Consider the following 12,419-nt stretch of genomic DNA (forward strand, 5'->3'; position numbering starts at 1 on the left):
TTCCGCCTGGCCGCGTGGCCGTGGCTCACCTCCCGGCTGCCACCGCGCGCTCCGTCGGCCCCGCCACCGGGGCCGACGCGGAAGCCGTCACCGCGCCGTCCGGACCGGCAGCGGCTGCCACCCCGCCGGAGGCCGGTCCCCCCGCCGCCACCACCCGGCCGCCGCCGCTCCGGCCCGCACGCCGGTCCAGAGCACCGGACAGCACGGCCACACCGAGCGCCGCGACGGCCATCAGTCCGCCCACCCAGTTCGGCGCCTGGTAGCCGAGCCCGGCCGAGATGACCAGCCCACCGAGCCAGGCGGCCAGCGCGTTGCCCAGGTTGAACGCGGCGATGTTCGCGGCCGAGGCGAGCGTGGGCGCGCCCGCCGCCTGGTCCATCACCCGCTTCTGCAGCGGGGCGACGGTGGCGAAACCGAACACCCCGATCAGCGGGATGGCCACGATCGCGCCGACCCGGCTCTGCGCGGCGAAGGTGAAGGCGAACAGCAGCACCGTGAGCACCGCGAGGATCACGTAGAGGCTGCGCATCAGCGCGCGGTCGGCGAACCAGCCCCCGAGCAGGTTGCCGACGAAGAGGCCGACCCCGAAGAGGAAGAGCAGCCAGGTGACGCCGGACGGCGAGAAGCCGGCGAGCTCGGTCATCATCGGCGTGATGTAGGTGAACATCGCGAAGATACCGCCCCAGCCGAGCACCGTCATGGTCAGCGCGAGCCAGATCTGCGGGGTCCGGAAGACGGCCAGCTCGGCGCCGAGCCGGGCCCCCTCCGGCCGGGACTGGACGGGGACGAGCGCGGCGATGCCTGCGAAGCCGATCACCCCGAGCGCGGCGACCACGTAGAAGGTGGAACGCCAGCCGAAGTGCTGGCCGAGCAGCGTGCCCATCGGGACGCCGAGCACGTTGGCGGCGGTGAGTCCGGTGAACATGAGGGCGATGGCGCCGGCCCTCTTGTGCGGGGCGACCAGGTCGGCGGCGACCACCGAACCGATGCCGAAGAACGCGCCGTGCGCGAAGGCGGCGAGGATCCGCCCGGCCATCAGCAGCCCGAAGGCGGGGGCCATCGCGGAGACCAGGTTCCCGACGATGAACAGGCCGGTCAGCATCAGCAGCATGCCCTTGCGGGGGACGCGGGTGCCGAGGACGGTGAGCAGCGGCCCGCCGACGACGACGCCGAGCGCGTAGCCGGAGATGAGCAGGCCGGCGGTGGGGATGGACACCGAGAAGTCGCCGGCGACCTCGGGCAGCAGGCCCATGATCACGAACTCGGTGGTGCCGATGCCGAAGGCGCTGATCGCCAGCGCCAGGAGCGCGAGAGGCATGAGAGGGACCGCTTTCCGGAGCGTTGCAGGGGTACCGGTCAGCCGCACACCAAACCATTGCGCGTGCAACTACCAGCGTCGACAATACGACCGCTCGCCGGATACTTGCAAGCGCGGCATATAGACGGCCGCCTACAAACACCTCCCACGGCAACTTCGCCCCACTCCCCCTTCGGTGACTCGTCACCACCCCCCGCACGCGACGGCCCGCGTCACCTTGCCTCACGCAGCGCAAGTCATTAGGTTAGCCTCACCTAACTAGCCGGAGGCTGCCATGAACCCCACCCCCATCGACGCCGAGGTCCCCGAGCCCACCGCCGCCGAACGGGTCGGCAGCCTGCTCTGCGCAGCCTCCTCCGTCGTCGTCCGCGCCTTCGGCGAGCACCACGAACTCACCACCCCCGTCTCGGTCCACGGCTCCAGGCTCCGCCTGCGCGCCCCGCTCGACGCCCCGCTCACCCTCGCGACCGTCCGCGAGCAGGACGGACTCCCCGTCGTCCTCGACCTCACCGACATCGCGCCGGTCGCCGTCCGCGACCGGGTCCGCGGACGCCTCACCCTGGCCGGGCGCCTCCACCTCGCCCACCTCGCCGACGACGGCCTCAGCGTCCACCTCCGCCTGGACGTCGCCCACGCCGTCCTCTCCACCCCGTACGGCACCAGCGCCCTCACCGGCGCCGACCTCGCCCTCGCCACCCCGGACCCGCTCGCCCGCTACGAGGCCGGCATGCTCACCCACCTCGCCGACGACCACCCGGACGCCCTCGCGGTGCTCACCCGCCTCCTCGACCCGGAGCTGCTCGTCGACCACCCCGACGTCCGGCCGCTCGCCCTCGACCGGTACGGCCTGGTGCTCCGCCTCGACCACGCGCACGGCCACCGTGACGTCCGGTTGGTCTTCCCCGAACCGGCCCACGACGCCGACGACTTCGGCCACCGCGTGCACCAGCTGCTGACCGCCGCGCAGCAGGCCGAGCCCGCGCACCGGCGCTGACCCCCGTCCTACCCCCGGCCCGACTCTCCCGCCCGGCCCGGCCGCTGACGGCCGGCCGCGCACCGCCGGTCACCCATGCCGCGGAACCGGTCGGCCGGGAGATTCGGCGAGCGTCCACCGGGTCGACCGCGCCCACCCGCGCGTCCCCGGCGGCCGCACACTCCGGCGAACCCTGCCGACCGGCACCACCGCCCCGCGCCGCTGACGGCACCCGAACGATCCGTTCGCCCGGAAACCCCTCCCGAACTCTCACCGAGCCCCTTCCGGAATCCTTCCGGAATCCTTCGGGATTCGGCCTGAATTCGGCGGGAATCCGGCCGGGCGGACAAGCCACCGGAAAGATCCCCCCCCCCGGGGCAAAAACGACAAAGGCCGGCCCGGTTCGCGAGAGGAGGTCTCGCGAACCGGGCCGGCCCAACGGGCGTGTCCCGCGCCCGTGGATCCACTGGTGGTGCGGCGATCACCCGGTCAAGCGGTCACCCGACATGACCATTCCGGGAGGTCGTTCACCCCGCACCCAGCGGTGGTTCTGGTGCTCGATCAGATCGAGACGCCGTGCGCCCGCAGGTAGGCGATCGGGTCGATGTCCGAGCCGTACTCCGAGCCGGTGCGGATCTCGAAGTGCAGGTGCGGGCCGGTCACGTTGCCGGTCGCACCGGAGAGGCCGATCTGCTGGCCGGCGGTGACGGTCTGACCGACCTTCACCGCGATCGAGGACAGGTGCGCGTACTGGGCGTACTTGCCGTCGGCGAGCTTGATCTCGACCTCGTTGCCGTAGGCGCCGCCGTTGCCGGCCTTCACCACGGTGCCGGCCGCGATGGCGCGCAGCGGGGTGCCGGTGGCAGCGGAGAAGTCGACACCGGTGTGGTGGCCGGAGGACCACATGGAACCGGCGACACCGTAGGCGGTACCGAGCTTGGTACCGGCCAGCGGGGCGACGTAGCCGGAGGAGGCGACCACGGGAGCCGGCGCCGGGGCGGCGGGCTTCACGGCCTGGACCGGCGCGGGCTTGGCGGCGGGCGCGGCGGGCTTCGCGGCCGGGGCGACCGGCTTGACGGCCGGGGCGGCGGGCTTCGCGGCCGGGGCGGCGGGCTTGGCGGCCGGCTTCACCGAGTCCTGCGAGACCTGCGGCTTGGCGGCGGGCGCGGCCGGCTTGGCGGCCTCGACGGCCTTGCCGCCGAGTGCGAGCTGCTGGCCCGGGTAGATCAGGTTCGGGTTGGCGCCGACGACCGAGCGGTTGTGCTCGTACAGGGCCTCCCAGCCGCCCTGGACGTTCTTCGCGTCGGCGATCTTCGACAGGGTGTCCCCGCCGGCGACCTTGTAGGTCTCCTCGGCCGCGGCGGCCGGGGCGGTCTCGGCGGCCGGAGCGGCGGCCGGAGCGGCGTCGACGCTGGCGGCGCCGTTCCAGGTGCTGGTCTGGTGGGGCTTGGCGGCCGGAGCCTCGTGGGCCTGGGCGCTCACGGTGGTGACCAGCGGGAGGGCGAAGGCGGCGCCGGTGACGGCGGTGGCGATACCGATGCGGACGGCGCGGGGCAGGGCGATACGACGAGCCTGTGCGGCCATGGCTGATGTCCTCTCCGACGCCTACGAGGTGAGCTGTCGGGTTCGGGCTGGAGTTGCCCGGCCGCATCTAGGCGGCTTCACCCCAAGCCGGACCGCGAATTCCGGTCCGGCGACTTACCTTTGGGTCCCCCGCTCCTGCCGAACAGAGTTCGTTGCGTACCACCGGGCAGCGGCAGGACTAGGCGTTCCACCCGGTGGCCACCCGGGCTGACGCCGGGCGGTCGCTGAACTAAAACTCATCCGTCCGAGTGAAGCAATGTCGATCTCTTGAACTCGCAACAAAACACCGGACCGCCGTCACGCTCCGAATGATCGGCTGCACAGTACGCACACAATCGATTCACGGCGTGCCACTGATCCACGACCCTCCGCCGATTTCCGGACCGGTCCGCACACGATCACTCACGGAAAGCCATCCGCCGACACGCCCCCGGTGACCCTTGTCACGTCGACCCCCGGGGCGGACGATCATGCCGTGGCCACCTCCGAGGCCGGCATCCTGCGGTTGGGCACCGCGCAGGGTCGCTGGGTACTTCTGGCGACGGTGCTCGGCTCCAGCCTGGCGATGCTCGACGGGACCGTCGTGAACGTCGCGCTGCCCAGGATCGGGACCGATCTCGACGCCCCGCTCGCTGCCCTGCAGTGGACGCTCAACGCCTACCTGCTCACCCTGGCCGGGCTGATCCTGCTCGGCGGCGCGCTCGGGGACCGGTACGGCCGGCGCCGGATCTTCCTGCTCGGCGTGGTCTGGTTCGCCGTCGCCTCCGCGGCCTGCGCGGCCGCGCCCACCATCGAGGTGCTGGTCGCCGCCCGCGCGGTGCAGGGCGTCGGCGGGGCCCTGCTCACCCCGGGATCACTGGCGATGCTCCAGGCGGTCTTCCACCCCGAGGACCGCTCCGCCGCGGTCGGCCTCTGGTCCGGCCTCGGCGGGGTGTCGGCGGCGGTCGGACCGTTCCTCGGCGGCTGGCTGGTGGACGGGCCGGGCTGGCGGTGGATCTTCCTCCTGAACGTCCCGCTGGCCGCGCTGGTCGTCGCGGTGACCGCCCGACACGTGCCGGAGAGCCGGGACGAGTCCTCGACCGGCCGGTTCGACGTCCTCGGCGCGGTGCTGGCCGCAGTGGCCCTGGGGACCTTCACCTACGCGCTGACCGCCGCCGGGGAGGGCCTCTCCCCCGGGGTCTGGCTCACCGGGGCGGCCGGGCTGCTGCTGGGCGTGGCCTTCGTGCTGGTCGAGCGCCGCACGCCGGAGCCGATGCTGCCGCTCGGACTCTTCTCGTCACGCCTGTTCACGGCGGTGAACCTGGTCACCCTCGCCGTCTACGCGGCGTTCAGCGGGGTCTTCTTCCTGCTCGTCGTGCAGCTCCAGATCGTCTCCGGCTTCTCCCCCCTGGTCTCCGGGGTGGCCCTGGTGCCGATCACCGTGCTGATGCTGGCGCTCTCCGCGCGGGCCGGACGGCTGGGCAAGCGGATCGGGCCCCGGCTGCCGCTCACCGTCGGCCCGCTGCTCTGCGCCGCCGGCGTGCTGCTGATGCTGCGGATCGGCCCCGACGCCTCGTACTGGACGGACGTGCTGCCGGCCGTCACGGTGATGGGCTGCGGGATGGTGCTGCTGGTCGCACCGCTGACCGCGACGGTGCTGGCGGCGGTGGAGGTACGGCACGCGGGGATCGCCAGCGGCGTGAACAACGCCGCCGCCCGGGCCGCCGGCCTGCTCGCGGTCGCCGCCCTGCCGTCGTTGGCCGGGCTGAGCGGCGACGCCTACCAGGTGCCGGCCTCGGTGGACGCGGCGTTCCGCACCGCGATGCTGATCTGCGCCGGGCTGCTGGTGGCCGGCGGGCTGACCGCGCTGGTCACCGTGCACGGCAACGTCCTGGCGCCGGAGGATCACCCGGTGGCCGAGCCGGACTGCCGGTACGCCTGCGCCACCGGCGCACCGCCACTGGATCCGGGCCACGCGCCGGAGGCGTCCGAGCACGGCGAAGGCCCCGCCACCGGTACGGTGACGGGGCCCCGGCCGGACGCCTGACGAGACGCCGGACCAGCCTGACGGAACGTCAGAGGATGTCGCCCGGAGCGTACTTGGCGGCCTCGGGGTGGGCGGCCGCGACCGCCTCGATCTGCCGGACGACCTCGGCGACCTGGGCACCGGCGGCGCCGGTGAAGGAGAGCCGGTCACCCAGCAGCGCGTCCAGCGCGGCCCGGTCCAGCGGGATCCGCTCGTCGTTCGCGAGGCGGTCCAGCAGCTCGTTCTCCCGGGCGCCGGCGCGCATCGCGAGCGCGGAGGCGACGGCGTGCTCCTTGATGACCTCGTGGCCGGCCTCCCGGCCGACGCCCGCGCGGACCGCTCCCATCAGCACCTTGGTGGTGGCCAGGAACGGCAGGTAGCGGTCCAGCTCGGCCTCGATCACGGCGGGGAAGGCGCCGAACTCGTCGAGGACGGTCAGGAAGGTCTCCAGCAGACCGTCGAACGCGAAGAAGGCGTCCGGCAGCGCGACCCGGCGGACCACGGAGCAGGAGACGTCGCCCTCGTTCCACTGGTCGCCGGCCAGCTCGGCGGTCATCGACGCGTAGCCGCGCAGGATGACGGCCAGGCCGTTGACGCGCTCGCAGGAGCGGGTGTTCATCTTGTGCGGCATCGCGGAGGAGCCGACCTGGCCCTCCTTGAACCCCTCGGTGACCAGCTCGTGGCCGGCCATCAGGCGGATCGTCTTGGCCAGGCTGGACGGCGCGGCCGACAGCTGGACGAGGGCGGTCAGCACCTCGAAGTCCAGCGAGCGCGGGTAGACCTGGCCGACGCTGGTGAGCACGTTGTCGAAGCCGAGGTGCGCGGCGACCCGGCGCTCCAGCTCGGAGAGCTTGTCGGTGTCGCCGTCGAGCAGGTCGAGCATGTCCTGGGCGGTGCCGACCGGGCCCTTGATCCCGCGCAGCGGGTACCGGGCGATCAGCTCCTCCAGGCGGCGGAAGGCGACCAGCAGCTCGTCGGCGACGGTCGCGAAGCGCTTGCCCAGGGTGGTGGCCTGCGCGGCCACGTTGTGCGAGCGGCCGGCCATGACCAGCTCGGCGTGCTGGGCGGAGAGACGGCCCAGCCGGACCAGGACGGCCACGGCGCGGTCGCGCACGTGCTCCAGCGACTGCCGGATCTGCAGCTGCTCGACGTTCTCGGTCAGATCGCGGGAGGTCATCCCCTTGTGGATCTGCTCGTGGCCGGCGAGCTCGCTGAACTCCTCGATGCGGGCCTTCACGTCGTGCCGGGTGATCCGCTCGCGGGCGGCGATCGACGCGAGGTCGACCTGGTCGATCACTCGCTCGTAGTCGGCGACGGCCGTGGCCGGCACCTCGACGCCGAGGTCCTGCTGGGCCTTCAGGACGGCAAGCCAGAGGTGGCGCTCAAGCACCACCTTGTGCTCGGGGGACCAGAGCTGGGCCAGGGTCGCCGAGGCGTACCGGGAGGCCAGGACATTGGGGATCTGGGGCTTCGCGCTCACGCTTCGCAAGCCTAACAGCCGAGGTCAGCCGGAACCGCGCCGGTCCGGCGGCCACGGCGGACGGGCCGGACGGGCCGGACGGGCCGGACGGGCCGGACGGACCGGACGGACCGGACGGACCGGACGGACCGGACGGACCGGACGGAGCGGACGGACCGGACGGACCGGACGGACCGGACGGACCGGACGGAGCGGACGGAGCGGCCCGGGCCGGGCCCGGGGCCGACGGAAACGGGGGCAGCGGTCGCGCCGGGCGCGCCCGGGAGTCGCGGAGGGCCCCCGGGAGTCGCGGAGGGCTCAGGGAGCCGCCCGGCCGCTGAGCACCGGGAGCACCTGGACGCAGACCGAGTGCAGCGCCACCCGCTGCTCGTCGGTCATGGTCCCGATGGCCTGGTGGGTCCGGATCATCTCGCCCCGGATCAGCCCCAGGATCTCCCGGCCCTGCTCGGTGATGACGACGATCTTGACCCGCCGGTCCCCGGCCGCCGCCTCGCGGTGGGCCAGGCCCAGCGACTCCAGACGGTCGACGATCCCGGTCACGTTGGAGGCGTCACAGCCGAGGCGGCCGGCCAGCGCGCGCATCGGCACCGGCTCCTGGACGGCGCCGAGCGCCTTGGCCTGCGAGGAGGAGAGACCGTGCCGGGACGCGGCGGCCGCGAAGTCCTGGAAGTACGCGGCGCCGACGGCGGCCAGTGCCTCCATCAGCTCGCCGTTGGTCGGTACGGTCGTCGTCGCTGTCGAACCCATGAGGTCAGGGTACGACCGAGTGCTTCAGTAACTCAAGCTTTGAGCACGGCAAAGACCTGCCGCCCGGAGCGCGGGCCGCCCGGTCAGAGCACCAGCTGGTCGAAGAGCCGCCGCAGCTCGGCCTCCGGGTCCGCGGTCAGCCCGGTGTGCACCGGCCCCGGCTGGACCACCGCGCTGCGCGGCGCGGTCAGCCAGCGGAACCGCTGACCCGGGCTGTCCGCCGCCGCCGGACCGGCCTGCGGCCCGCCCTGGCAGACCACCTCGATCCCGTGCAGCGCCCGCCGCACCCCGGCGACGTCGACCACCGGGTCCAGCGCCAGCAGCCGCGCCTGGTCCAGGTGCGTCCGCGCCGCCAGGTGGGCGCTCTGCCGGCAGTACAGCAGCACGCCGACGTTGACGCACTCGCCGCGCTCCACCCGGGGCACCGCCCGGATCACCGCGTACTCGTAGTCGTGCAGCTCGGCGACGGCCGGCAGCGCCGACCGGATCGGACCGGTCATGCGGACACCTCCGGCAGCCAGTCCCGCGGACCGGCCAGTCGCTCGGTCAGCTGGGCGCGGTACGCGGCGCGCACCGCCTCGGGCGAGTCGAACCCCGGCTCGTCCGCCAGCCAGACGTCGGGGATCCGCGCCACCGCCTCCCCGATCGCCGACTCCGCCAGCGGGGCGAGCACCTTGTCGGCCGCGAGCAGGTCGGGCTCGGCGCGCAGCAGCGCGTGGTCGGAGGCGTCGTACGCCCGGCGGATCCAGGCAGCGGCGCCGGGCCAGTGGTGGTGGAAGATCAGGCTGGCGCCGTGGTCGATCAGCCGCAGCCCGCCGGTGGCGACCAGCAGGTTGGGATTGCGCCAGGAGCGGTCGACGTTGCCGATCAGCGCGTCGAACCAGAGCACCTGACCGGCCAGTCCGGAGTCCACCTCGAAGCAGACCGGGTCGAAGTTGAGCGCACCGCTGACGAAGGCCATGCCCAGGTTGACCCCGCCGCTGGCCCTCATCTGATCCTGGATCTGCGGGTCCGGCTCGCTGCGCGCCAGCACCGGGTCCAGGTCGACGGTGACCAGTTCGGGCACCGGCAGGCCGAGCCGCCGGCCGAGCTCCCCGGCCAGCACCTCCGCGACCAGCGCCTTGCGGCCCTGCGCGGCACCGACCCATTTCAGCGCGTAGAGCCGCCGGTCGTCGGCCTCGACCAGGCCCGGCATCGAGCCGCCTTCTCGCAGTGGCGTCACATAACGGACCGCCGTCACCTCGGGGAGCACGGCCGACAGCCTATCCGGCATATGCACGGGGCGGGTGTCGCTCGGCATGCTCGCCCGCCCGGGTCGTCCCGGTGGCAGCCCGTGCTGCTCCGTGCGAGTGTGGCGGACAGTAGCGGGGTAGACGCCTGCCCGGCACCACCGGCACCACCGGCACCACCTGGCACCTGTACTGCCGTGACCTGCACCGCTGTGAACTGCGCCGATTCGACCGGCACCGACTCGGCCCGCACCGTGACTGAACGACACCGTGACTGAACGACATGCACTGTGAGGGACGCACGATGGAACGACCCCGGATCCTGATCGTGGGCGGCGGCTTCGCCGGGCTGGAGTGCGCGCGCCGTCTGGAGCGCAAGCTCGCTCCCTCGGAGGCGGAGATCTCACTGGTCACACCATTCAGCTACCAGCTGTACCTGCCCCTGCTGCCGCACGTGGCGGCCGGCGTGCTCACCCCGCAGTCGGTGGCCGTCTCGTTGCGCCGGACGCTGCGCCGGACGCACATCGTCCCCGGCGGCGCGATCGGCGTCGATCCCGGGTCCAAGGTCTGCGTGGTCCGCAAGATCACCGACGAGGTGGTGGCGCTGAAGTACGACTACCTGGTCCTCGCCCCCGGCAGCGTCACCCGCACCTTCGACATCCCCGGCCTGACCGACTACGCGCGCGGGATGAAGACGCTCGCCGAGGCGACGTACGTCCGGGACCACGTGATCGCCCAACTCGACCTCGCCTCCGCCACGCTGGACCAGCGCGAGCGCGAGTCCCGGCTCCAGTTCGTGGTGGTCGGCGGCGGCTACGCCGGCACCGAGACCGCCGCCTGTCTGCAACGGCTCACCACGGCGGCGGCCCTCCGCTACCCGCGGCTGGACGCCCGGCAGATCAAGTGGCACCTGATCGACATCGCCCCGAAGCTGATGCCCGAACTCGGCGACGCGCTCGGCATCGCCGCCCTGGAGGTCCTGCGCGGGCGCGGCATCGAGGTCTCGCTGGGCGTCTCGGTGGCCGAGGTCGGCGCCGAGTCGGTCAAGTTCACCGACGGCCGGGTGCTGCCCTGCCGGACCCTGATCTGGACGGCGGGCGTCGCGGCCAGCCCGCTGATCGGCACCCTCGACGCGGAGACGGTGCGGGGCCGGATCGCGGTGACGGCGGAGATGCGGGTGCCGCAGTTCGAGGGCGTCTTCGCGCTCGGCGACGCGGCCGCCGTGCCCGACCTCGCCAAGGGCGACGGTGCGGTCTGCCCGCCGACCGCCCAGCACTCGGCGCGTCAGGGCCGGGCGGTGGCCGGCAACGTGATCGCCGCCCTCCGCCACCAGCCGCTGGAGCCCTACTACCACAAGGACCTGGGCCTGGTCGTGGACCTCGGCGGCAAGGACGCCGTGTCGAAGCCGATCGGCGTGGAACTGCGCGGGGTGCCCGCCCAGGTGGTGGCACGCGGGTACCACCTGATGGCGATGCGCACCAACGCCGCCAAGTTCCGGGTCGGCGCGAACTGGCTGCTCAACGCGACCGCCGGTGACGACTTCGTCCGCACCGGGTTCCTGGCCCGCCAGCCCGCCCGGTTGCGCGACTTCGAGTACACCGACGCCTACCTGACGAAGGATCAGGTGAAGGCGCACGCCCAGGCGCTGCTCGCCAAGGGCTGACCGCCCGGCCGCGTCCGCGCGGTCCGGCCGGCGCCGGCGCCCCTCCCGCGACGGCCGTCGCGGGAGGGGCGCCGGCCTTTCACCGCACGCTACTTCGCGGTCAGGTACATCCCGCCGGCGTCCTGCCCCGCCGTGTTGCGGCAGGCCCAGTTGCCGCTCGGCCTGGCGAACAGCAGGGTCAGGCATCGCCCGAGAGCCAACTGCCCGTAGTAGTTGGGGTGCAGGGACTCCTGGAGGGCGCCCTGGGAGGTGTTGAGCCCGCCGTCCAGGAACCTCGCCCACTCACTGGTGGTGGCGGAGGGCGCACTGGTCGAGGTGGCCTGCCGGGTCGCCTTCGAGCAGACCTCGCGCCCCTGCAGCGTGTCGGCCAGGTCCAGGAACTGCACGCCCTTGGCCGCCGCGACCCCGGCCAGCGAGCGGGAGATCTGCGGCACCAGCGAGTCCCGCGCCCAGTCCGCGTCGCCGTTCCAGAGCGGACAGCCGCCGGTGTCCGACCGGCTCCAGCCGCTCTCCGGGTAACGGATCTCGGCGGCCCTCGGGATCGGCGACGGGTAGGACTGGAGCACGATCCGGTAGTCGCCGCTCCCGTACCCGGCAGCCGCCATCACGGTGCGGATCTCGTCCACCGCCTTGCCGACCCCGGCCATCGCCGCCGGCATCCGAGCGTCGACCTCGCCCTGCTGGTCGTCGTGACAGTAGGAAAACCAGACGAGGTAGTCGGCGACGCAGGTCTCGATCACGTCGGCGAAGCCGAGGTCGTTGCCCCCGATCGACAGCGTGACCAGCTTGACGCTGTACTGCTTCGCCACGGCGGCGAGCTGGTCGGCCTGCGGGGCCTCGCCCTTGAAGGACCGGCCGCCGGCGGCGGCGCGGAAGACGTTCTCGGCGACGGCACCCGAACAGGCCAGGTTGATCTGGACCTGGGCCACGGTCGGTGCGCTGCGCACCTCTGCCACGTCCGAGCGGTCGCACCCGCTCGCGTGGGTGGCGCCGTAGATCCTGGCCGGGTCGGCCGCGCTGCCGCTCCAGGCCCGGTCGGTTCCGGCCCGACTGCCGCCGGAGGCAACGGAGTTGCCCTTCCAGCGGCCGGCCTCGCCGGAGATGTAGCTGTCGCCGAGGGTGACGCTGGCGGTCTGCCCGGCGAGAACCGCGCCGGTGGGGGACGCCGGGGCGGCGACCGCCGGCGCGGTGGTCAGCGCGGTGGCCAGCGGGAGTGCGAGGGCTGCGGTGAGCAGCCGCCCGCTCCAGGAGGTGGTCCTGCGGATGATGCTCGAACGGTTTTCGGGCACGGCGGAACTCCTGCGGTCGGTCTCGCCCGCACAGTGGGGTCGGGGAGACGCGGAGGTGAGGGTGGGCCGCCGGCCGGTGGCGCGATGAAGATGACATGCTCGCGCTTGTTACCGCTAGGTATCTGCACCGG

10 protein-coding genes and 1 riboswitch are annotated in these 12,419 nt (G+C 73.2%); of the genes, 3 read left to right on the plus strand and 7 right to left on the minus strand.

All coding sequences use genetic code 11. From position 1 onward, the window contains the following. Positions 1–25: 25 nt before the first annotated feature. Complete coding sequence (locus PUR56_RS21750; protein ID WP_329950140.1) at positions 26–1,318, minus strand: MFS transporter; 1,293 nt, start codon at positions 1,316–1,318, stop codon at positions 26–28. Positions 1,319–1,592: 274 nt separating this feature from the next. On the opposite strand from PUR56_RS21750, the gene PUR56_RS21755 reads away from it, so the two are divergent. After that, on the plus strand, positions 1,593–2,312 hold the full coding sequence (locus PUR56_RS21755) for a DUF2470 domain-containing protein (protein ID WP_329877895.1): 720 nt from the start codon (positions 1,593–1,595) through the stop codon (positions 2,310–2,312). 540 nt (positions 2,313–2,852) lie between these two features. Here the strand turns inward: PUR56_RS21755 and PUR56_RS21760 are convergent. Beyond that, positions 2,853–3,875: a LysM peptidoglycan-binding domain-containing M23 family metallopeptidase gene (locus PUR56_RS21760; RefSeq protein ID WP_329950141.1), complete on the minus strand. Its 1,023-nt coding sequence runs from the start codon at positions 3,873–3,875 to the stop codon at positions 2,853–2,855. A 3-nt stretch (positions 3,876–3,878) separates the two neighbouring features. Continuing rightward, positions 3,879–4,042: riboswitch (cyclic di-AMP (ydaO/yuaA leader) on the minus strand. 308 nt (positions 4,043–4,350) lie between these two features. Here PUR56_RS21760 and PUR56_RS21765 point away from each other — a divergent pair. Beyond that, positions 4,351–5,901, plus strand: coding sequence for a DHA2 family efflux MFS transporter permease subunit (locus tag PUR56_RS21765; protein WP_329950142.1), 1,551 nt, complete (start codon positions 4,351–4,353; stop codon positions 5,899–5,901). A 28-nt stretch (positions 5,902–5,929) separates the two neighbouring features. On the opposite strand, the gene purB is transcribed toward PUR56_RS21765, so the two are convergent. From purB to PUR56_RS21785, 4 genes are all read right to left on the minus strand, one after another. Further along, a complete protein-coding gene (gene purB / locus PUR56_RS21770) occupies positions 5,930–7,360 on the minus strand; it encodes an adenylosuccinate lyase (protein WP_329950143.1) in 1,431 nt (476 codons plus the stop codon). Positions 7,361–7,657: 297 nt separating this feature from the next. After that, positions 7,658–8,107 carry a MarR family winged helix-turn-helix transcriptional regulator gene (locus PUR56_RS21775; RefSeq protein WP_329877903.1) on the minus strand — a complete coding sequence of 150 codons (450 nt, stop codon included), beginning with the start codon at positions 8,105–8,107 and terminating at the stop codon, positions 7,658–7,660. Positions 8,108–8,190: 83 nt separating this feature from the next. Beyond that, positions 8,191–8,607: a DUF3037 domain-containing protein gene (locus PUR56_RS21780; RefSeq protein ID WP_329877905.1), complete on the minus strand. Its 417-nt coding sequence runs from the start codon at positions 8,605–8,607 to the stop codon at positions 8,191–8,193. Next, complete coding sequence (locus PUR56_RS21785) at positions 8,604–9,359, minus strand: HipA family kinase (RefSeq protein WP_329950144.1); 756 nt, start codon at positions 9,357–9,359, stop codon at positions 8,604–8,606. The genes PUR56_RS21780 and PUR56_RS21785 overlap by 4 nt, the downstream gene beginning before the upstream one ends. Positions 9,360–9,640: 281 nt before the next feature. Between PUR56_RS21785 and PUR56_RS21790 the strand changes: the two genes are divergently transcribed. Next, complete coding sequence (locus tag PUR56_RS21790; protein WP_329950145.1) at positions 9,641–10,999, plus strand: NAD(P)/FAD-dependent oxidoreductase; 1,359 nt, start codon at positions 9,641–9,643, stop codon at positions 10,997–10,999. 89 nt (positions 11,000–11,088) lie between these two features. On the opposite strand, the gene PUR56_RS21795 is transcribed toward PUR56_RS21790, so the two are convergent. Then, the gene (locus tag PUR56_RS21795; RefSeq protein WP_329950146.1) at positions 11,089–12,288 is read right to left on the minus strand and encodes a GDSL-type esterase/lipase family protein; all 1,200 of its coding nucleotides are present in this window, start codon (positions 12,286–12,288) and stop codon (positions 11,089–11,091) included. Positions 12,289–12,419 lie beyond the last annotated feature (131 nt).

The organism is Streptomyces sp. BE303 (assembly GCF_036290945.1).
Taxonomy (GTDB): Bacteria; Actinomycetota; Actinomycetes; order Streptomycetales; family Streptomycetaceae; genus Kitasatospora.

What these genes read in the sequence shown, in the direction of transcription:
- PUR56_RS21750 (WP_329950140.1), bottom strand. Translation starts at nt 1,318, where the DNA reads ATGCCTCTCGCGCTCCTGGCGCTGGCGATCAGCGCCTTCGGCATCGGC.
- PUR56_RS21775 (WP_329877903.1), bottom strand. Translation starts at nt 8,107, where the DNA reads ATGGGTTCGACAGCGACGACGACCGTACCGACCAACGGCGAGCTGATG.
- PUR56_RS21780 (WP_329877905.1), bottom strand. Translation starts at nt 8,607, where the DNA reads ATGACCGGTCCGATCCGGTCGGCGCTGCCGGCCGTCGCCGAGCTGCAC.
- PUR56_RS21790 (WP_329950145.1), top strand. Translation starts at nt 9,641, where the DNA reads ATGGAACGACCCCGGATCCTGATCGTGGGCGGCGGCTTCGCCGGGCTG.
- PUR56_RS21755 (WP_329877895.1), top strand. Translation starts at nt 1,593, where the DNA reads ATGAACCCCACCCCCATCGACGCCGAGGTCCCCGAGCCCACCGCCGCC.
- PUR56_RS21760 (WP_329950141.1), bottom strand. Translation starts at nt 3,875, where the DNA reads ATGGCCGCACAGGCTCGTCGTATCGCCCTGCCCCGCGCCGTCCGCATC.